The organism is Cellvibrio sp. (genome assembly GCF_046347455.1).
GTDB lineage: Bacteria > Pseudomonadota > Gammaproteobacteria > Pseudomonadales > Cellvibrionaceae > Cellvibrio.
Genome location: NZ_JAXMGC010000003.1, coordinates 1 through 20,608, shown reverse-complemented (window position 1 = coordinate 20,608; position 20,608 = coordinate 1). Strand labels below are relative to the sequence as shown.

Here is a 20,608-nt window from a genome sequence, read left to right as displayed (position 1 = left end):
ATTCTGCGGAGCAAAAATGCGGCAGGCGATCCAATTTAAATTGCGATTGAACTACATAGATAATGGATGCCAAAACGCATGAATGCTCCTGTTAATACATATGGAACTCCTCATACATATGGGACTCCGAAAACAATATGGGTCGTTGCTTCGATCGCAATAAGCCTATTTTGTTTGGGTATCAGCGTTATTTTCGCGTGGCACAACCCCTCCGCTTTTGGCGAAAATCAAATTGTTATAGTGCGCATGGCATATAACACCGCTGTTTGCATTTTTTTATCTTCCATATCCCTATTTTTTGTATTAACACGACAATTTTTCTTGCTAAAAATATGCGCACTTATTATGGCGATTTTAAGCGGAGCGAAACTGCTGCAAGTGGCCACAGGTGTTAATTTGGATGGAGATTACTGGCTTATTTCGCAATCTAACGCGGTTAAAATCAATGGCCAAACGATGGCGCCAGCATCGGCCTTTTGCATTGCAATCATAAGCTTATCCTTACTGCTGCTCCGGCAAGATCTACTACGAACTATACCCACTGTTTTTTTAAATCTAATTAACATCATCGTTACGCTAGTTGCGCTAGTCGGCAACGGTGTAGGAAGTATTCCTGCATTTGTTTGGCTAGGCATTAAAATGGCACCCCACACTGCGCTTGGTTTGAGTCTGTTTTCTATTGCAATTACGTTGTATCTATACAAACCCACTGTGGATGCATTTAATCAACTCAACTTCTTTAAACGAATCGTATCCGGTTTCGCTTTCATGGCCGTATTGGTTGTAGGCATTGGATCCATCGCGATTATGCAAATCCAAACGGTGTCTAATCTGGCGCATGAGCTCTATGAAAACCCTTTAAAAACAAGTAACACATCGCAGCGTATAAAAAACGATATCGAATCTTTAAACCGGCTGTTGAAAAATGTTGCTGTCGAAAAAGCAATTGCTGAGTTTCAAGATGTTCCTTCTGCTATTTCTAAGACTGAGAAGCGGTTCCAAGATGCTGTCCAATCGATACACGATACATCGCTGAATCGAGATATTGAAAAATTAACCGCCAACTTCAATGCATGGATCACATTCACGCAGATTTCATGGGCAGCTCTTGAAAAGGGCGATATTGAAACCTTTTCATCGCGCACCGTGTACGAAGGTCAGGAATATGTTTTGTCTATGGAGGAGACGCTCGAAAAAATAAGTTATCAGTCACAACAAAATATTGCTGGCATAAATAACTCTGTTGCTCGAATTGAAACTCAAGCCAAGCAGTTAGTGATTATCTTCGTGATAGGTTTTTTAATTGCCGGACTACTGGTTACCAGCTTAATAACTCGTAGCCTTACTTCCCAGCTAAAGAAAATACAAGAGACAATGACGGCCATAGCCCATGAAAACGAAGCCCAAGAGATACCTTATTTGGAGCATAAGGAAGAAATGGGAGAGATGGCGCGTACACTTAGCGTGTTTCAGGACAGCCTCCTTGCCCGCAGAGAACTTGAAGCACGGCTACTACAAGTGATCGAGGCCATGCCCACCGGAATAATAATGGTCAACACTGACGGCGTAATTGAAATTGTTAACGCACAAGCAGAAAAAATATTTGGCCACAATCGAAGCGAATTACTAAATAACAAAGTAGAAAAACTTATTCCATCCGGTGCCGCAAAAGCGCACGCTGAAAATCGAAATAACTTTTTCTCCAATCCTTCCCCTCGTCAAATGGGTGCTGGGCGTGAGCTGTGTGGCCTTCATAGAGATGGCACTGAGTTTCCTATTGAAATTGGTTTAGCACCATTACAAACAAATTCAGGACTAAAAGTACTGGCTTCAATCGTAGATATTACCGAGCGACGCAAAGTAGAAAAAGCATTAAACGAGAGCCGCGAAAAGTTAGAGATTACAACCCGCATCAACCAAATTGGCGTTTGGGAATATATTGTTAAGGAAGGAACGCTAATTTGGAACGAAACAATGTTCGAAATTTATGGCAGGAAGAAAAATTACTTTACCGCGGACTATAAAGCTTGGAAACAAAACATTCATCCTTCTGATATTGAAAATGCCGAAAGGCAATTTCAAAATGCCATCAAAAATCTTGGCTCTTTTGATTGTAAATATCGCATCATTCAACCAGACGGCACCATCAAATACCTACATGCGAAAGCTAAGATTGAGCACAAAGATAAAGTACGCGTGCTAGGTACCTGTATCGATGTTACACGTGAAGAGTTAGCTCTTGCGAAAATCCACGATTTAGAAATGTTACGCTCTGCAATCGTGGAATTTTCGGAAGATGCAATTATAAGTAAAACGCCGACAGGCATTATAACCAGCTGGAATTTGGGCGCGGTTAATATGTTTGGATTCACGGCAGAAGAAACAATTGGAAAACCCATTCGAGACCTACTATTTCCTCACGATTTAATTTATGAAGAAGAAAACCTACTCTCACAAGTACGCGCTGGCTTAGTGATAAAACACTTTGAGACACGACGCTTATGCAAAGATGGCCGAGTTATCAACGTGTCAATTACTCTTTCGCCAATTAAAGACGCGAGCGGAAATATTATTGGCGTATCTGCAATTAATCGTGACATAACAGAAATAATCAAAACAGCGAGCATGCTAGCTAACCGCAAAGCAGAATTAGAACGCAGCAACCACGAACTTGAACGAAGCAACAAAGAGCTAGAAACATTTGCTTACGTTGCATCCCATGACCTCAAATCACCTTTGCGCGGTATCGCTCAACTATCCACGTGGATTGAAGAGGATCTGGCAAGCAATGAAATACCTACAGTCATTGAACATACTCATCTTCTGCGCAATCGCATTCAACGCATGGAAAAACTGTTGGATGATTTACTTATATTTTATCGAGCCGGAAAAACGGAGGGCCAACTGGTTAATATAGACGCCAACCAAATGGCAACGGATATATTCGACATTCAAAACACTAAACCTGGATTAAAGTTAGAAATTTTAAATAAATTGCCAACATTTATAACACTAAGCACCCCCTTTGAATTAATTATTCGCAATCTATTCTCCAACGCCATTAAACATCATGATAAAAACGAAGGCCTCATTCAAATAAGCTCCAAAGAATTAGATAGTCAATACTTTGAATTTACCGTTTGCGACGATGGACCTGGAATCCCGGAAAAATTCCACAAACGAGTATTTGGTATGTTCCAAACTTTAAAACCGCGTGATGAACTGGAGGGGAGCGGCATGGGATTGGCGCTCATTAAAAAATTAGTTGAGACATACGGCGGCTACATCACCTTAAAATCCAGTGGCCGAGGTACTTGCTTTAGCTTTAGCTGGCCTCAACATATCCAACGGAGAGCAGAAAATGATTGAGCGAGTTTACCCACCATCAGCCGATAAAGATTGTAAAGAGGTCAGCTTATTTTTGATTGAGGATGATGATATTGATGCAACATCGCTCAAGCGTGCTTTGCAGAAGCTTAAGTTGCTCAACCCTATTTATCGCGCTCGCGACGGTTTGGAAGCTATAGAAGTCTTACGATCAGGTGATATTCCATCCCCTTATATTATTTTGTTGGATCTCAATATGCCTCGCATGAGCGGCTTGGAGTTTTTAGAGGAATTACGCTCTGATCCTGAACTTACACAAGCAATTGTGTTTGTATTAACCACATCCAAATCTGATGAAGACATCCTTGCCGCATACCGCGAGCACGTTGCAGGCTACTTATTAAAGCAAAGAATGGATAACGATTTTTTGCAGGTTGTTGGCCTACTAAACCATTACTGGCGCATTGTCGAAATGCCGAATGCAGCTCTTCAGTAGTTAACGGAGCCCATGGGATGAAATTGCTATTAATTGATGACAATGAATTGGATAGACAAGCAATCGTTCGCACCTTCAGAAAAGCGGAGTGGAATATTCAAATAACGCAAGCATCATCTGCCAATAATGGCTTGGAAGAATTTGAGTCTGACGATTTCGATGCCGTGCTACTTGATTATCGTTTGCCCGATATGGATGGCCTCGACACGCTCCGCATGCTGGTTCGTAATCCGAATCACCACGCCGCTATCATCATATTAACAGGAGCCATGGAAGACGATCTGCTTGAACAACAATGCATAGAAGCAGGTGCGCAAGATGTATTGTTTAAATCCGAAATCTCTCATAAACATTTAACCCGCGCCATTGTTCATGCGCGAACGCGCCATTTACTTGAACGTGAATTGCATGAGAGTCATCAACGCTTGCGCACTCTTGCGGAGAACGATTCATTAACAGGTTTGGCAAATCGTTATTATTTTGATGAAAGTTTGCGTACAGCGATTCCTCGCGCTAATCGTTTGAACGATCAGCTAGCACTTTTATTTCTCGATTTAGATAATTTTAAAATTATTAACGACAGCATGGGGCATGACGCGGGAGATCAGTTATTAAAAGAAGTTGCTCGCCGTTTACTCCACGTTGTCCGCAACGGCGATATCGTCTGCCGCCTAGGCGGCGATGAATTTGCCATACTCGCCCATAACTTCGAATCGCAAGACCCTATTATTCAACTCGCGGAACGTATCCTTGAAGATCTTCGTCGACCCATTGTTATCAAAAACACCGAGCAATTTATATCTGCCAGTATTGGGGTGGCAACCTATCCTGATGCTGGAAATAATGCAGGGGACATGTTGAAAGCGGCAGACTTGGCCATGTACAGAGCCAAGCGCGATGGAAAAAACAACTACCATTTCTTTTCATCTGCATTACAAGCGCAAGTGCAGGAGCGAATTCGTCTTGAAAAAGAATTGCGCTCGCTCATCCCTACAGATCACTTCCTCGTTTACTACCAACCCATTATCGATGCGAAGACACTAGAAATAACCGGGGCCGAAAGTTTAATCCGCTGGGATCACCCTACTCGCGGAATATTACCGCCCGGTGAATTCATTGCCCTTGCTGAAGAGATTGGGCTGATAGTTGAGATTGATTCGCGCAGCCGGTTAAAAGTGTGTCAACAACTCGCCAAGTGGCGAAATCAAAAACTCGTTTCACCAAACTTTACAATTCGTATCAACGTGTGCGCCCAGATGCTTACAGATGAGGAACTTTTCAACGCCATCAAAGCAGATTTGGATAAAACGGAGTTACCGGGATCCTGCATTGGACTGGAAATAACAGAATCAGTATTGATTGAGAACTTCACGATTGCTGCAGAACTTTTACGCAAAATACAGGACCACGGGTTGGAAATTTCCGTGGATGACTTTGGCACAGGCTATTCCTCAATGGCTTATCTAAAAGCACTGCCCGCAAGAACCTTAAAAATTGACCGGACGTTTGTGCAAGGCGTACCTGAAAATAGCGATGACAGCAGAATTCTGCGCGCCATGATCGTATTTGGTAAAAGCCTGAATTTAAAAATTGTGGTGGAAGGCGTTGAAACCAAAGAGCAAGCGAAGTTTTGTCGTGACTGCGGGGCAGATTTCTTACAGGGCTATTTATTTTCCAAGCCTATTGCCCATGATCACTTTGAGCAATTACTTGCAAGCCACAAAGCCGATGCATGGAAAACACTATTAAGCATGGACAGTGGAATTATTCCGAGCTAGTTCCCTGCGAGTTTTTAGCATCCGCACGCAACTGGCGCCGCCTAGCAGCGGCAGAGAGGATGAACTGTTTTTCAACATTGTTACTGGTACTCCAGCGAGTAATTTCACCCAAGCTCCGCCCACACCCCACACATATGTCTTGGTCATCCAAGCAACAGTTGCGTATACAAGGCGAAGCAACTTCTTGGTTTAGCATCATGAAAAAAGGCTCGTTGAATTCTTGTGCAAACTTTGTAAGTAAGGGCGGATTGTCGCAAATATAAGCTCGTCCTTATAGCTTTACCCAATGCCTCGCATTAACACAGACAATTTTGCGCCAACCCCGGTATTCGCCTATGATGCACCCACTTGAGTAACAATTATCGAACACCAGCCTAAGGAAACACCATGAGCGACGTACAACACCATCGTTTAATCATTCTCGGTTCTGGCCCTGCGGGTTACACCGCCGCCATTTATGCCGCGCGTGCCAACCTCAAGCCGGTCATCATTACAGGTATGCAACAAGGTGGTCAATTAACCACCACAACTGAAGTAGAGAACTGGCCAGGTGGCGTTCACGACCTGCAAGGCCCTGATTTGATGGTTCAAATGCAGGAACACGCGGAACGCTTTAACACCGAGATCATTTTTGATCACATCCATGAAACCGTGTTGACCGAGCGCCCTTTCAAGCTCATTGGCTCCAACACTTACACATGCGATGCGTTAATTATTGCGACGGGCGCGTCTGCTCAATATTTAGGCTTGCCATCGGAAGAAGCATTCCAAGGCCGCGGCGTAAGTGCCTGTGCAACTTGTGACGGCTTTTTCTATCGCGGCCAAAAAGTTGCCGTTGTAGGCGGCGGTAATACTGCTGTAGAAGAGGCTTTGTATTTGTCCAATATCGCCAGCGAAGTGACTTTGATTCACCGTCGCGACAAGTTGAAGTCAGAGAAAATTCTGCAAGACAAATTGTTTGCAAAAGCGGCCAATGGCAACGTGAAAATTATTTGGAACCATCAATTGGAAGAAGTTTTAGGTGGTGATGCAGGTGTAACAGGCTTACGCTTGAAAAGCACCCAAGATAATTCCACACAAGAAATTGATGTTGCGGGTGTGTTTATAGCAATTGGCCACAAACCCAACACCGATATTTTTGCCGGTCAATTAGATATGAAGGACGGCTATTTGATAGTGCAAAGCGGATTACATGGCAACGCCACTGCAACCAACATCCCTGGTGTGTTCGCAGCGGGCGATGTGGCTGACCACGTATACCGTCAAGCGATTACATCATCTGGTGCGGGCTGTATGGCTGCGTTGGATGCTGAGAAGTATTTGGACAATCTCTAAAGACATCTTAAGTTCCAATAAAAAAGCCGCTCACTGAGCGGCTTTTTTATTGCTTTAAATGACTAAATCTTTAATTCGATTCAGGCGTGTGCTGGGCAATGAAAACTCTGTTGAATGACATCACCATCAAACGAATGTAAGTGAACATCAAATCCCCACAACCGATGCAAATGCTTTAAAACCTCATCTACCGAGTCCGCCAAAGGTTTGCGGTTATGCATAGCGTGATGCAAAGTCAACGCGCGATCACCGCGAACATTAACGTTATAAATTTGAATGTTCGGCTCGCGATTTCCTAGGTTATATTGACCTGCTAAGATTTCACGCAGTTTTCTAAAGCCGCCTTCGTCATGAATCGCCGAAATTTCAATTTTTTCTTCGCGATCGTCATCGACAATACTGAATAGTTTCAAATCACGCATCACTTTCGGCGAGAGAAACTGTAATATGAAACTTTCATCTTTAAAGTTTCGCATTGCAAATTGCAAGGTGTCCTTCCAATTGCTACCCGCAATATCAGGAAACCAATCGCGATCTTCCGCAGTTGGATTTTCGCAGATGCGACGAATATCCATCATCATCGCAAAACCTAAGGTGTAAGGATTAATCCCGCTAAAATACGGGCTATCGTAAGCGGGTTGTGCGATGACGCTTGTATGAGACTGCAAAAATTCCAGCATAAAGCCATCTGTTACCAACCCACGGTCATACATTTCATTCAACAATGTGTAATGCCAAAAGCAAGCCCAACCTTCATTCATCACTTGAGTTTGGCGTTGCGGGTAAAAGTATTGGGCGATTTTCCGAACTATACGAATCACCTCACGCTGCCAAGGCTCCAGTAAGGGTGCATTTTTTTCCAGAAAATATAAAATATTTTCCTGCGGCTCGGTTGGAAAACGCGGCATGTTTTTTTCTGACTTACCGGCAACTGACTTAGGGATCGTTCGCCACAAATCGTTCACTTGTTTTTGAAGGTATTCTTCGCGCTCAGCTTGACGTAACTCTTCGTCGTGCGCGGAAATGGGATAGGGTCTTTTGTAACGATCAACACCGTAGTTCATGAGCGCGTGACATGAATCAAGAATCGCCTCAACTTCAGCGATACCGTAGCGCTCCTCACATTTACTAATATAATTTTTCGCAAAAACTAAATAATCAATAATGGAATCTGCGTCTGTCCAGGTTTTAAATAAATAGTTACCTTTAAAGAAAGAGTTATGCCCGTAACAAGCATGAGCTATCACCAAGGCTTGCATAGTCATCGTATTTTCTTCCATCAAATACGCAATACACGGATTTGAATTGATGACTATTTCGTAGGCCAACCCCATCTGCCCGCGCTTATATGAATTCTCCGTACTTAGAAACTGCTTGCCGTAAGACCAGTGATGGTAGCCAATTGGCATACCCACAGCCGCGTAGGCATCCATCATTTGTTCGGAACTGATAACCTCAATTTGATTAGGGTAAGTATCCAGCCCAAACTCACGGGCTATTTCGCCAATGGCCTGGTCGCATTCACGTATCAACTCGAAATTCCACTCGGATGATGTGAATAGCGGTGCCTTTTTTCTATCAGCTATTTTCATGCGACCTTCTTATGAAAAAGTTCTCGAAACACGGGATATATGTCTTCAACACCTATAATGTGCTGCAATGAAAACTTATCAGAATGCTCCCGCTGAATTTCCTCATAGGTATGCCAAAGAGCTTGGCGATCGTGTGGCGTAATTTCAATATAGGAATAATATTGGCACAAAGGTAAAAGCTCTTCTTCCATCAATTCTTTACACTTAGCAGAGTCGTCACCCCAGTTATCGCCGTCTGACGCTTGCGCACCGTAAATATTCCATTCGCTAGGTGAATAACGATCCTCAATAATTTCTTGCATTAACTTCAACGCACTGGAAACCACGGTCCCGCCCGTTTCACGTGAATGAAAAAACTCATCTTCATCAACTTCTTTCGCGCTTGTGTGATGCCGTATAAAAACAATTTCCGTTTTTTCGTAGTTACGTTGTAAAAATAAGTAGAGCAAAATAAAGAATCGTTTAGCTATGTCTTTAGTCGCCTGATCCATTGAGCCAGAGACATCCATAATGCAAAACATCACGGCTTTCGAGCGAGGTATGGGTTGTTTTATTTGAAGGTTATATTTTAAATCGAAGGTATCTAACCAAGGAGTTCGTTTTATCGCTTGGGCAAGCTTTGTCATTTCTTCTAACACAAGTTGCCGTTGAACCAGATCGCGACTGGATTCTCCAGCTTGGTCAATTTCGCGTAACTTCTCTTCCAACTCCAACAATCGCTTACGCTTACCCGCAGTTAAGGCAATGCGTCGCATATTGGCGGCGCGCAAAGAACGTACTATGTTAATACGCCCTGGCTGCCCTTCATTGGCAATGCCACCACGAACTTTTTTAAACTCTTCAATGCCCGATAACTGGCGTTTTACAAGATTGGGCAGCTCTAAGCCATCGAACATAAAATCGAGAAATTCTTCTTGCGAGAGCGTAAATGAAAAATCATCTTCTCCCTCGCCCGAATCACTAGCGCTCTTTCCCCCTCCGCCCGCCGCACCGCCTTCTGGCCGGTTGACTTTATCACCCGTTGAGAATTGCTTGTTACCGGGAAGGACGCGCGTATTGTGGCCACCATTGCCATGGTGAATAACAGGCTCACCAATATCTTTGGTGGGAATACTGACCTTTCCACCTTTATCTATATCTTTTATCGAGCGATTACTGATGGCATCTGAAACGGACTTTTGAATTTGTTCCCGATAACGACGTAAAAATCGTTGCCGGTTTACTGCACTTTTATTTTTTGAGTTAAGGCGTCTGTCGATGATATAACTCATGATGAACCCTTATACAGAAAATGTATCAAGCCTACTAATTACCACGTGTCGGATACGCTTAACGCAAGTCGCTTCACACGGAAACGACCTGCGTAAAGACTACTGAGATTTTCTTACACGCAAATACCATTCCGACAAAAGCCGCACTTGTTTCTCGGTGTATCCTCGCTCAACCATGCGTTGAACGAAGTCCTGATGTTTTTTCTTATCTTGCGCAGATGCTTTTGCATTGAAGGAAATAACTGGTAGCAAATCCTCCGTATTGGAAAACATTTTCTTCTCAATCACGGTGCGCAATTTTTCATAGCTACGCCAATCCGGGCTTTTACCAGAGTTATTTGCTTTAGCGCGCAACACAAAGTTCACGATTTCGTTGCGGAAATCTTTTGGGTTACTGATACCAGCAGGTTTCTCTATTTTTTCGAGCTCTTCATTCAAAGAAGCACGATTGAGTATTTCTCCGGTTTCATGATCACGATATTCTTGGTCCTGAATCCAAAAATCGGCGTAGGTAACGTAACGATCGAAAATATTTTGGCCGTATTCAGCGTAGGATTCCAAATAAGCGGTTTGAATCTCTTTACCGATAAAGTCAACATAGCGAGGAGAAATGTATTCTTTTAGACCATTAAGATATTTCTCTTGCACCTCTTTGGGGAATTGTTCCTGCTCAATTTGCTGCTCAAGCACATACATTAGGTGCACAGGGTTCGCTGCAATTTCGGTGGGATCAAAATTAAATACTTTTGACAATATCTTGAATGCAAAACGCGTTGATAAACCGTTCATGCCTTCGTCGACACCGGCAGCGTCTTTATATTCCTGCAATGATTTAGCTTTGGGATCTGTGTCTTTTAGATTTTCGCCGTCGTAGACACGCATTTTCGAAAAGACATTGGAGTTTTCCGGTTCTTTAATGCGGGATAAAATTGAAAATTGCGCCAACATACGCAAAGTATCAGGTGCACAAGGCGCTTTCGATAGAGAACTGTTCTGTAAAAGCTTTTCATATATCTGCATTTCTTCTTTAACGCGCAAGCAATAAGGCACCTTAACAATGTAAACACGGTCAATAAACGCCTCATTGTTTTTGTTGTTGCGGAAGTTTTGCCACTCAGACTCATTTGAGTGAGCCAAAATAACACCGTCAAACGGAATAGCACCCAAGCCTTCAGTGCTATTGAAATTACCTTCTTGTGTCGCCGTTAATAGTGGGTGCAACACCTTAATCGGCGCTTTAAACATTTCCACAAACTCCATCAACCCTTGATTCGCGCGGCACAAACCGCCGCTGAAACTGTAGGCATCAGGATCATTCTGCGGAAACTCTTCCAGCTTACGAATATCTACTTTACCGACCAGCGATGAAATATCTTGGTTATTTTCATCCCCCGGTTCAGTTTTGGTAATGGCGACTTGGTTGAGAATTGATGGATAAACTTTAACGACTTTGAACTGGGTAATATCACCGTGAAACTCTTGTAAACGCTTGGCGGCCCAAGGCGACATAATGGTTTTCACGTAACGACGAGGTATGCCGTAATCTTCCTCAAGAATTTTTCCATCTTCATCGGGATTGAATAATCCCAAGGGGGATTCAAAAACAGGGGAACCTTTAATGCAGTAGATGGGCATTTTTTCCATCAAACTTTTCAACATTTCCGCGAGAGAAGATTTACCACCACCTACGGGACCAAGCAAATAAAGAATTTGCTTCTTCTCTTCTAAACCTTGCGCGGCATGTTTAAAAAACGACACAATTTGCTGGATACTTTCTTCCATTCCGTAAAAATCACCAAAGGCTTTGTAGCGCTTAATAATTTTATTGGAAAAAATTCGGCTGAGTCGGGGATCAGATGATGTGTCTATCATTTCTGGCTCACCAATCGCCATCAACATGCGCTCGGCGGCAGAAGCATAGACACTGGGGTCTTTCTTACATAACTCCAAATACTCCTTAATGCTGAGCTCTTCCTGCTGGGTGGCTTCATAACGCTCACGATAGTGACTGAAAATGCTCATAATGTACCTCAACTAAGCGATTAACCCTGCGAATTGCGTAAACCTAAAGTCGTATTGCAAACACAAATAAACCGAAGCTGAAAAGCGATTACTTCAATTTCAAAGCGCTTTGTAAAGCATAGCCTTAAAAATCTCTTCACACTGCAATTAAATTCAAAATATTGACGCTTACACGCATTAAAGCCACTTATCAAATTACACACAAAAATCACGCCAATCTACTAACAAACTGAAAATTAATTCTCTTATTACTTTCGCTCTTCCCGAAGCTGTCGTTTAAGCCTTAAACTTATTACACATTTTTTCTTGCGTTAATAAATTGTCCCATGGCTCAAATTCCTTGGTTAGATCCTTCATCTATTTTATTCCCTTCACCTGCACTGGCCCTGAATGATCCCAATGGATTGTTAGCCATTGGCGGAGATTTATCGCCCGATCGAATTTTGTCGGCCTATCGTCAAGGAATATTTCCTTGGTTTAATCCAGGCGATCCCATTTTGTGGTGGAGCCCTAGCCCACGCACGGTCATTTTCCCCGAGCATTTACACATATCGAAAAGTCTACGCAAAGTTATACGCAGTGGAACTTACAGAGTCTCATTTGATCATTGCTTTACGGACGTTATGCGTGCATGCGCAGCACCTCGCGCTTACGCAAGTGGCACTTGGATCAGCGAAGAAATGATTGCTAGCTACACAGAACTCCACAAGCGCGGCCACGCTCATTCAGTAGAAGTGTGGAAAACCCAAGGCGAAAATGAAGAACTGGTTGGCGGCTTGTATGGAATGGCTTTGGGAAAGATTTTTTTCGGTGAATCCATGTTTAGCCGTGCCGATAACGCGTCAAAAGTGGCCTTGGCATTTTTAGTAGATCAACTCAAAGTATGGGACTTTAAATTAATTGACTGTCAGGTCGCCAATGATCACCTTTTTAGTTTGGGTGCCGTTGAAATTCCACGTGAAGAGTTTCAGCAACTTTTGGTAGACTTTGCTAGGGTTGCCCCTAATTATCCTCTGCACTGGTCCAACCTGAAGCCCGAGGATGATCACTGAAATATGGCGAGGCCGACATGACTGATCTATCTACACTGAAATTGTTTGCGACTCAGCCGCATCCTTGTAGTTATATCGACGGCGAGCAAGCAACGACCGTTTTTGTTGACCCCGAAGCTACCATAGACATCACGCTTTACAGCCAACTCTCTTTGCTTGGGTTTCGCCGCAGTGGTGGTCATCTCTATCGCCCGCAATGTGCCAGTTGCCAAGCGTGTATGTCTTGTCGCATTCCCGTCGGATTATTCCGTCCCAACCGTAGTCAACGTCGCTGCTGGCTCAAGAATAAGGACATTAGTATTTCCACAACCAGCCGAATAGATACTCTTGAGCACTACAACCTCTACTCTCGCTACATCGAAGGTCGTCACCAAGACGGCGATATGTACCCGCCCTCTGAAGAACAGTACAAAGCATTCTTAACCAGCGAATGGGGCGCAACGCGTTACCTTGAGTTTCGCTTGAACGGTATCCTGATAGGCGTTTCTGTGTGTGATTATCTGGAGGATGGGATTTCGGCTGTTTACACCTTTTACGACGCAGCTTTAAGCGAACGCAGCCTGGGGAAATTTGCCATTTTGGCGCAGATCGAAAAAGCAAAAGAGCTGGGGCTGAGTTACGTTTACTTGGGGTACTGGATTAAACAATGCGAGAAGATGAACTACAAAACTGACTACCGCCCCTTGGAATTGTTGGTAAATCGTCGCTGGTTACGTCTTAATTAGAGAAAAAAGCTCCCTATTTCCGCTTTCCTCTTGGCTCAGCTGGCTATTTCAGGCACAATTCGCGCCTATTTTTAGCTCCCACACGTTTTAGCCGAGGACTGTGCCGCATGGCAAAAGAAGACAATATTGAGTTTGATGGTGAAGTTGTAGACACACTGCCAAATACCACCTTCCGCGTTAAGCTGGAAAACGGTCACGTAGTAACTGCCCACATTTCTGGAAAGATGCGCAAAAACTACATTCGCATCCTGACTGGCGACAAAGTAAAGGTTGAAATGACACCTTACGATTTGACCAAAGGTCGCATTACCTACCGCGCTCGCTAATTCGTATCTCGCGTTAATGAGTATCTAGCGAATAAGACACGCAATAAAAAAGCCGCTTTTCAGCGGCTTTTTCGTTTTTGGCTTGAAGCAATTAGGCTTTGGCCGTTTGCGGGTTGGATTGCTTGGCAGTGATATGGATGTCCAACTGATCGGTGATCGGGTCAAGGTCAACCTCAACCGTACCGCCACCTTGTGACAACTCCCCAAACAGAATGGCCTCGGCCAGCGGCTTCTTCAGTTTGTCCTGAATCAAGCGAGCCATTGGACGCGCACCCATCAGCACATCGTAGCCATGGATTGCCAGCCACTCGCGCGCCGTCTCGGTAATCTCCAAAGTAACGTGCTTGTCGTCCAGCTGAGTTTGCAGTTCCATCAAGAACTTATCCACGACCGTTTTGATGGTGGCCAAGGTTAACGGACCAAACTGTACGATGGCATCCAAGCGGTTGCGGAATTCCGGGGTGAACATTTTCTTGATCGCTTCCATACCGTCGGTAGAGTGATCTTGATGGGTGAAGCCTATAGAGGCCCTGCTCATCACATCTGCACCGGCGTTAGTGGTCATAATCAATATTACATTACGGAAGTCAGCTTTACGGCCATTGTTGTCGGTAAGCGTACCGTGATCCATCACTTGCAAGAGCAAGTTGAATACTTCGGGGTGCGCCTTTTCGATCTCGTCCAACAACAACACACAGTGGGGTTGTTTGTTGATTGCATCAGTTAACAGGCCACCTTGATCAAAACCAACATAACCTGGAGGTGCACCAATCAAACGGGACACGGTGTGGCGCTCCATATATTCGGACATATCGAAGCGGATCAACTCCATTCCCATGGCTTTCGCAAGCTGACGAGATACTTCGGTTTTACCAACCCCGGTTGGGCCAGAGAACAAGAAGGAACCGATCGGCTTTTCAGAAGCACCCAAACCAGCGCGCGACAACTTGATCGCAGTAGCCAAAGTATCGATCGCATCGTCCTGACCGAAGACTGTCATCTTCAAATTCTGATCCAGCTTACGGAGCTGCTCTTTATCAGAAGACGAAACACTTTTTGGAGGGATGCGTGCAATTTTCGCAACGATATTTTCTACGTCGGTTACGCCGATGGTTTTCTTACGCTTACTTGCCGGTTGCAATTGTTGATAAGCACCCGCTTCATCAATTACGTCAATTGCTTTATCTGGCAAGAAACGATCATTGATGTAACGTGCAGCTAATTCCGCCGCAGAACGCAAAGCAGCATCGGTGTAACGCAAATTGTGGTGTTGCTCGAAACGGCTCTTTAAACCTTTCAAAATGTGATAGGTTTCATCAACACTAGGCTCATCTACATCAACTTTTTGGAAGCGACGAGAAAGCGCGCGATCTTTATCAAAAATACCGCGGAACTCTTGGTAAGTTGTTGAACCCATGCAACGAATTTCACCCGATGAAAGCAAAGGTTTTAACAAGTTCGATGCATCCATCACACCGCCAGACGCCGCACCGGCGCCAATAATGGTGTGGATCTCATCGATAAACAAAATTGATTTCTTTTGCTTTTTAAGTTCGTGTAACAAACCTTTAAAACGTTTTTCAAAATCACCGCGATATTTTGTGCCAGCCAAAAGCGCGCCCATATCCAGCGAATAAACAACGCTATCAGACAGGTTTTCCGGAACGTCGCCATCGACAATGCGTTTCGCCAAACCTTCGGCAATTGCAGTTTTACCTACACCAGATTCGCCCACTAACAAGGGATTGTTTTTACGGCGACGAGATAAAATTTGGCACACGCGCTCAACTTCATCGGTACGACCGACCAAGGGATCTATACGCCCCTGCATTGCCATCTCGTTCAAATTGCTCGCGTAATTTTCCAAAGGATTAGAAGAGCTTGATTCGCCGGATGAGGTTTCCTCATCGTGATTTTCTTGTGCTTGATGATCGTGATTGTGCTCAGAGTGACCAGACACTTTGTGAATGCCGTGAGTAATAAAGTTCACCACATCAATGCGTGCGATACTTTGTTGTTTCAAATAATAAACAGCTTGGCTTTCTTGCTCGCTAAAAATAGCTACCAATACATTCGCGCCCGTAACTTCTTGCTTGCCGGAAGATTGCACGTGAAAAACGGCGCGTTGCAGCACGCGTTGAAAGCCCAAGGTAGGTTGAGTTTCACGCTCAGCATCATTCTCAGGAATTAAGGGTGTAGTGGAATCAACGAATTCAATTAATTCTTTGCGCAAGCTAGACAAGTCTGCGCCGCAGGCGCGCAGCACGCTGGCTGCGGAGTCGTTATCGATAAGTGCGAGCAACAAATGCTCGACGGTCATAAATTCATGGCGCTTCGAACGCGCTCCCTTGAAGGCGAGATTCAAAGTTACTTCTAGATCTTTGCTTAACATCACTCATACCCTCTTGATCAGAAAAAGCACACCCAACTACTTTTCGTCATCCTCCACTGCTTCGATATCACACAGCAACGGATGTTGATGCTCTCTGGAATATTCATTGACTTGCGCAGCTTTTGTTTCTGCAATATCTCGAGTATAGATGCCACAAACCGCTTTTCCATGTACGTGCACTGTTAACATCACATGCGTTGCTTTTTCACGATTCATTGCAAAAAATTTTTCTAAAACTTCAACTACAAAATCCATTGGTGTGTAGTCGTCGTTGAGAAGCATCACCTTATACATCGGTGGGCGTTTTAACTTAGGTTTGGACTCTATGACCGCAAGATTGCCATCAAGATCCCCACCCTCGGAATCGCCGTCTTTGTTTAAGGTTAGTTGAAGCTTAGTTAGATTGCCCATAGAGTTTTAACAAGAAAATAAAATGGTTGGATTGTTGACGGCATTGTAACTCATCGGCATAACCACCATGAATACGCTGAAAACTTGACATTGGAGCAAATGTTGGATAAAAAACGCGTCACGCTGAACAAATTATCAGCAGTTTGGCGCTAATTTTTTCATTTAGCATCAATCCAATGCGTAAGCCTACAAGTCCCAAAACTCTTTGGGGTAATAATAACGAAGGCAACATATATACCAATATGGTGCCAAGGCGCAGGAATTCAATATGCCCACAGGTACAGTTAAGTGGTTCAATAACGCGAAGGGTTACGGCTTTATTTTAGCCGATCAAGGCAACGAAGATTTGTTTGCGCACTATTCAGCAATCAAGATGGAAGGATACAAAACCCTCAAAGCAGGTCAGCAGGTTTCGTTCGATATCACCAAAGGTGACAAAGGTCTGCATGCGATAAATATTTGCGCACCCGACATGGAAGAACATTCGAGCCTAAGCGGACAAACCGTAGAACCCGCCTAAACCCGTTTACCCGCAAGCCGTTAAAAAGAACCATCAAATAAAAAACCCCTTGGACTCACACCCAAGGGGTTTTGTTTTACGGCTATCGACTAATTAGCCTAAGGTAGCCAAAGCTGCATTGAAGGTCGCGCTTGGGCGCATTGCCTTAGAGGTTTTGTCGAAGTCTGGGCGATAGTAACCACCCAAGTCCACTGGCTTACCACCCGCAGCAATCAACTCAGCAACGATTTTGGCTTCGTTCTCAGTCAAGGCTTTCGCTAAAGGCGCGAACTGCGCCGCCAGAGCTGCATCTTCAGTCTGTGCAGCCAAAGTTTGTGCCCAGTACATGGCTAAGTAGAAATGGCTTCCACGGTTGTCGAATTCACCTACGGCACGGCCAGGAGATTTGTTGTTATCCAGGAACAGACCGTTAGCTTGATCCAAAGTTTTGGCGAAAACTTTGGCTTTCGCATTGTTAGTCACGTTGCCGAAGTGATCCAAGGATTCTGCCAAGGCGAGGAATTCACCCAAAGAATCCCAACGCAGGTGACCCTCTTCCACGAATTGCTGAACGTGTTTAGGTGCTGAACCGCCTGCACCTGTTTCAAACAAACCGCCGCCGTTCATGAGCGGAACGACTGACAGCATTTTTGCAGAAGTGCCGAGCTCCATGATGGGGAACAAATCGGTGAGGTAGTCACGTAATACGTTGCCCGTTACTGAAATGGTGTCTTTACCAGCGCGGATACGATCCAAAGAGTATTGAGTCGCTTCTTCTGGAGTCTTGATGTAAATCTCAAGGCCACTGGTGTCGTGGTCTTTCAAATAGGTTTCAACTTTTTTGATCAACTGTGCATCGTGCGCACGTTTTGGATCTAACCAGAAAACGGCTGGAGTGTTAGAAGCGCGCGCGCGGTTTACCGCAAGCTTCACCCAATCTTGAATGGGAGCATCTTTCACTTGGCACATACGGAAAATATCGCCAGCTTCAACATTTTGCTCCAACACAACCTTGCCCGCTGCATCAGTTACGCGCACAACACCGTTTGCAGAAATTTGGAACGTTTTATCGTGTGAACCGTATTCTTCTGCCGCTTGCGCCATCAAACCTACGTTGGGCACGCTACCCATAGTCACAGGATTGAATGCACCGTTCTTTTTGCAATCGTCAATTACTACTTGGTAAACACCTGCGTAGCAACGATCTGGAATACAGGCTTTGGTATCTTGCAGTTTGCCTTCCGCATTCCACATTTTGCCGGAATCGCGAATCATGGCTGGCATAGATGCATCAACAATCACATCGCTTGGTACGTGCAAGTTGGTAATACCTTTATCGGAATTCACCATCGCCAACTGTGGGCGAGTTGCGTAAAGCGCTGCAATATCAGCTTCAATTGCCGCTTGTTTTTCCGCTGGCAATGATTTGATTTTGGTGTAGAGGTCACCAATACCGTTGTTAACATCAACACCGAGTTCTTTAATTTCTGCAGCGTATTTTTCCAACACTGGAGCGTAAAACACAGATACGAAATGACCGAAAATAATCGGGTCAGATACTTTCATCATGGTGGCTTTCAAGTGAATAGACAAAAGCACGCCAGATTTTTTTGCATCTTCAATTTGCGCCGCGATAAAAGTACGCAATGCATTTTTGCTGAGAACCGATGCATCAACAATTTCACCTGCTAACACTTTTACCGATTCTTTCAATACTTTTACGCTGCCATCTTGCGCAACCAATTCAATTTTCAAACTACCGGCGTCAGCAATAAGCGCTGATTTTTCGCTACCGTAGAAATCATTTGCATCCATATGCGCAACGTGTGATTTGGAATCTGCTGCCCAAGCGCCCATTTTGTGGGGATTCTTACGTGCGTAGTTTTTTACAGACAAAGGCGCGCGACGGTCTGAGTTACCTTCACGCAATACTGGGTTTACCGCAGAACCTTTGATTTTGTCGTAACGGGCTTTTGCATCTTTCTCAGCGTCGGTGCTGGGTGACTCCGGGTAATCTGGCAAGGCATAACCTTGAGATTGCAATTCTTTGATAGCGGCCTTCAATTGCGGAATAGAGGCACTGATGTTCGGTAACTTGATGATGTTAGCTTCTGGCAATGTTGCTAGCTTGCCAAGTTCGGCCAAGTGATCGCCAATACGTTGGTCTGGCTTCAGGAATTCAGGGAAGGCGGCGATGATGCGGCCTGAGAGCGAAATGTCGCGGGTTTCGATGGCAATGCCGGATGATTTGGTAAAGGCCTGAACTATGGGGAGTAAAGAGTAAGTGGCTAGTGCAGGGGCTTCGTCTGTCTGTGTATAAATAATTTTAGAATCGGTCATTTTTTACTTTAACTCCGTGGATTTCATGAGACTTACCATGGGACTGGGCCTTTTGAGCTTTGCCATGAGATTATGAAAAGGAAAGAAATAGCGGGCGGGCTCATCAAAACAGCAAGCGCTGCCGTCAAAAAAATCGCGCGCATTATAACAGTGCTGTAAACTTTTGGCATTCGCGGGAGTCATCAAAATGGCTCCCTATTCTTCTATTCCTATTGGATTTGACTGTTCCATGTCATCACTGATTTTATTCAACAAGCCTTATGGCGTGATATCGCAATTCAGTCCCGGTTCTACCGGCGACCAAAATCGCCCTACTTTGGCGCAATACATCAAGCTACCGAATGTATATCCAGCAGGCAGGCTCGACCACGATTCCGAAGGGCTTTTGCTCTTAACTGACGATGGGCAGGTACAACACCATATAGCCCACCCTGCGCACAAATTACCCAAAACTTACTGGGTGCAAGTTGAAGGCGCGCCCAATAGCTATGCCTTGACCAAACTGCGCCAAGGCGTCGAGCTAAATGATGGCATTACTTTGCCCGCCGAAGCACGCTTAATCCCCACCCCCAAATTGTGGGAACGCGACCCGCCGATTCGCAGCAGGGTGAATATCCCCACGCAATGGATTGAGATTGTGATTACCGAAGGCAAAAATCGCCAGATTCGCAGAATGACCGCTGCCGTTGGTCACCCGACTTTACGTTTAGTGCGAGTGAAGATTGGGAATTGGACACTGGAAGGAATAGCACCGGGGGAGTATAAAGCGACCACAGTTAACTTGCCTAAATCGGCGATGACGGAAGCTCCGCGCAATCGCAACAACAGACCCAACCAAAATCAAACGCGCAAGCCATCGTCTGGAGAACAAGCAAAGGATGGACAACAGCGTCCATCCCGTAATAATGCCAACGGACCTGCTGGCGACAACAAACCTCGACCACGCAAACCCGGCGGGCCTAGACCGGCTGCATCTAAAACAAGCGCGCCTAAAACGGCGCCGAATCCTAAGATTGCGACCAAGGTGATTGTTAAGCCTTCG

Annotated in this window: 16 protein-coding genes; 9 read left to right on the top strand and 7 right to left on the bottom strand. The window is 44.7% G+C overall.

From position 1 onward, the window contains the following. The first annotated feature begins 78 nt into the window (after window positions 1-78). From U1F02_RS06560 to U1F02_RS06550, 3 genes are read left to right on the top strand one after another with little or no spacing between them, the layout of a single operon-like run. Window positions 79-3,369 carry a PAS domain S-box protein gene (locus tag U1F02_RS06560; protein ID WP_409989573.1) on the top strand — a complete coding sequence of 1,097 codons (3,291 nt, stop codon included), beginning with the start codon at window positions 79-81 and terminating at the stop codon, window positions 3,367-3,369. Continuing rightward, the gene (locus U1F02_RS06555; protein WP_409989572.1) at window positions 3,362-3,823 is read left to right on the top strand and encodes a response regulator; all 462 of its coding nucleotides are present in this window, start codon (window positions 3,362-3,364) and stop codon (window positions 3,821-3,823) included. Before U1F02_RS06560 ends, U1F02_RS06555 begins: the two co-directional genes overlap by 8 nt. Window positions 3,824-3,840: 17 nt before the next feature. Further along, on the top strand, window positions 3,841-5,601 hold the full coding sequence (locus U1F02_RS06550; RefSeq protein WP_409989571.1) for a putative bifunctional diguanylate cyclase/phosphodiesterase: 1,761 nt from the start codon (window positions 3,841-3,843) through the stop codon (window positions 5,599-5,601). Here the strand turns inward: U1F02_RS06550 and U1F02_RS06545 are convergent. Beyond that, on the bottom strand, window positions 5,588-5,797 hold the full coding sequence (locus tag U1F02_RS06545) for a DUF1289 domain-containing protein (protein ID WP_409989930.1): 210 nt from the start codon (window positions 5,795-5,797) through the stop codon (window positions 5,588-5,590). The two genes, U1F02_RS06550 and U1F02_RS06545, sit on opposite strands and share 14 nt — an antisense overlap. Window positions 5,798-5,988: 191 nt before the next feature. Between U1F02_RS06545 and trxB the strand changes: the two genes are divergently transcribed. Beyond that, on the top strand, window positions 5,989-6,936 hold the full coding sequence (gene trxB, locus U1F02_RS06540; RefSeq protein WP_409989570.1) for a thioredoxin-disulfide reductase: 948 nt from the start codon (window positions 5,989-5,991) through the stop codon (window positions 6,934-6,936). An 80-nt stretch (window positions 6,937-7,016) separates the two neighbouring features. Here the strand turns inward: trxB and U1F02_RS06535 are convergent, their stop codons facing one another. The 3 genes from U1F02_RS06535 to U1F02_RS06525 all read right to left on the bottom strand — a co-directional run bounded on the left by U1F02_RS06535 (window position 7,017) and on the right by U1F02_RS06525 (window position 11,821). Beyond that, a complete protein-coding gene (locus U1F02_RS06535) occupies window positions 7,017-8,528 on the bottom strand; it encodes a SpoVR family protein (protein WP_409989569.1) in 1,512 nt (503 codons plus the stop codon). Then, the gene (locus U1F02_RS06530) at window positions 8,525-9,799 is read right to left on the bottom strand and encodes a YeaH/YhbH family protein (protein ID WP_409989568.1); all 1,275 of its coding nucleotides are present in this window, start codon (window positions 9,797-9,799) and stop codon (window positions 8,525-8,527) included. The genes U1F02_RS06535 and U1F02_RS06530 overlap by 4 nt, the downstream gene beginning before the upstream one ends. Window positions 9,800-9,898: 99 nt before the next feature. Then, on the bottom strand, window positions 9,899-11,821 hold the full coding sequence (locus U1F02_RS06525) for a PrkA family serine protein kinase (protein ID WP_409989567.1): 1,923 nt from the start codon (window positions 11,819-11,821) through the stop codon (window positions 9,899-9,901). 326 nt (window positions 11,822-12,147) lie between these two features. Here U1F02_RS06525 and aat point away from each other — a divergent pair, with 326 nt between their 5' ends. From aat to infA, 3 genes are all read left to right on the top strand, one after another. Further along, complete coding sequence (gene aat / locus U1F02_RS06520; protein WP_409989566.1) at window positions 12,148-12,873, top strand: leucyl/phenylalanyl-tRNA--protein transferase; 726 nt, start codon at window positions 12,148-12,150, stop codon at window positions 12,871-12,873. Between the two features lie 17 nt (window positions 12,874-12,890). Continuing rightward, window positions 12,891-13,598, top strand: a complete 708-nt coding sequence (locus tag U1F02_RS06515) for an arginyltransferase (RefSeq protein WP_409989565.1) — start codon at window positions 12,891-12,893, stop codon at window positions 13,596-13,598. Between the two features lie 107 nt (window positions 13,599-13,705). Beyond that, window positions 13,706-13,924 carry a translation initiation factor IF-1 gene (infA, locus tag U1F02_RS06510; protein ID WP_189416300.1) on the top strand — a complete coding sequence of 73 codons (219 nt, stop codon included), beginning with the start codon at window positions 13,706-13,708 and terminating at the stop codon, window positions 13,922-13,924. A 91-nt stretch (window positions 13,925-14,015) separates the two neighbouring features. Here infA and clpA read toward each other — a convergent pair whose 3' ends face one another. Together clpA and clpS are read right to left on the bottom strand one after the other, a co-directional pair. Further along, window positions 14,016-16,316, bottom strand: a complete 2,301-nt coding sequence (clpA, locus tag U1F02_RS06505; RefSeq protein ID WP_409989564.1) for an ATP-dependent Clp protease ATP-binding subunit ClpA — start codon at window positions 16,314-16,316, stop codon at window positions 14,016-14,018. Window positions 16,317-16,352: 36 nt separating this feature from the next. Next, complete coding sequence (gene clpS, locus U1F02_RS06500; protein WP_409989563.1) at window positions 16,353-16,727, bottom strand: ATP-dependent Clp protease adapter ClpS; 375 nt, start codon at window positions 16,725-16,727, stop codon at window positions 16,353-16,355. 268 nt (window positions 16,728-16,995) lie between these two features. Here clpS and cspD point away from each other — a divergent pair, with 268 nt between their 5' ends. Further along, window positions 16,996-17,247 carry a cold shock domain-containing protein CspD gene (gene cspD / locus U1F02_RS06495; RefSeq protein ID WP_409989562.1) on the top strand — a complete coding sequence of 84 codons (252 nt, stop codon included), beginning with the start codon at window positions 16,996-16,998 and terminating at the stop codon, window positions 17,245-17,247. A gap of 93 nt (window positions 17,248-17,340) precedes the next feature. On the opposite strand, the gene U1F02_RS06490 is transcribed toward cspD, so the two are convergent. After that, complete coding sequence (locus U1F02_RS06490) at window positions 17,341-19,566, bottom strand: NADP-dependent isocitrate dehydrogenase (protein WP_409989561.1); 2,226 nt, start codon at window positions 19,564-19,566, stop codon at window positions 17,341-17,343. A 187-nt stretch (window positions 19,567-19,753) separates the two neighbouring features. On the opposite strand from U1F02_RS06490, the gene U1F02_RS06485 reads away from it, so the two are divergent. Continuing rightward, window positions 19,754-20,608, top strand: an 855-nt coding sequence (locus U1F02_RS06485; protein WP_409989560.1) for a pseudouridine synthase, incomplete at its 3' end; no start/stop codon positions are given.

Coding starts and splice junctions, on each gene's coding strand:
- U1F02_RS06560 (WP_409989573.1), top strand. CDS start 79: ATGAATGCTCCTGTTAATACATATGGAACTCCTCATACATATGGGACT.
- U1F02_RS06555 (WP_409989572.1), top strand. CDS start 3,362: ATGATTGAGCGAGTTTACCCACCATCAGCCGATAAAGATTGTAAAGAG.
- U1F02_RS06550 (WP_409989571.1), top strand. CDS start 3,841: ATGAAATTGCTATTAATTGATGACAATGAATTGGATAGACAAGCAATC.
- U1F02_RS06545 (WP_409989930.1), bottom strand. CDS start 5,797: ATGCTAAACCAAGAAGTTGCTTCGCCTTGTATACGCAACTGTTGCTTG.
- trxB (WP_409989570.1), top strand. CDS start 5,989: ATGAGCGACGTACAACACCATCGTTTAATCATTCTCGGTTCTGGCCCT.
- U1F02_RS06535 (WP_409989569.1), bottom strand. CDS start 8,528: ATGAAAATAGCTGATAGAAAAAAGGCACCGCTATTCACATCATCCGAG.
- U1F02_RS06530 (WP_409989568.1), bottom strand. CDS start 9,799: ATGAGTTATATCATCGACAGACGCCTTAACTCAAAAAATAAAAGTGCA.
- U1F02_RS06525 (WP_409989567.1), bottom strand. CDS start 11,821: ATGAGCATTTTCAGTCACTATCGTGAGCGTTATGAAGCCACCCAGCAG.
- aat (WP_409989566.1), top strand. CDS start 12,148: ATGGCTCAAATTCCTTGGTTAGATCCTTCATCTATTTTATTCCCTTCA.
- U1F02_RS06515 (WP_409989565.1), top strand. CDS start 12,891: ATGACTGATCTATCTACACTGAAATTGTTTGCGACTCAGCCGCATCCT.
- infA (WP_189416300.1), top strand. CDS start 13,706: ATGGCAAAAGAAGACAATATTGAGTTTGATGGTGAAGTTGTAGACACA.
- clpA (WP_409989564.1), bottom strand. CDS start 16,316: ATGTTAAGCAAAGATCTAGAAGTAACTTTGAATCTCGCCTTCAAGGGA.
- clpS (WP_409989563.1), bottom strand. CDS start 16,727: ATGGGCAATCTAACTAAGCTTCAACTAACCTTAAACAAAGACGGCGAT.
- cspD (WP_409989562.1), top strand. CDS start 16,996: ATGCCCACAGGTACAGTTAAGTGGTTCAATAACGCGAAGGGTTACGGC.
- U1F02_RS06490 (WP_409989561.1), bottom strand. CDS start 19,566: ATGACCGATTCTAAAATTATTTATACACAGACAGACGAAGCCCCTGCA.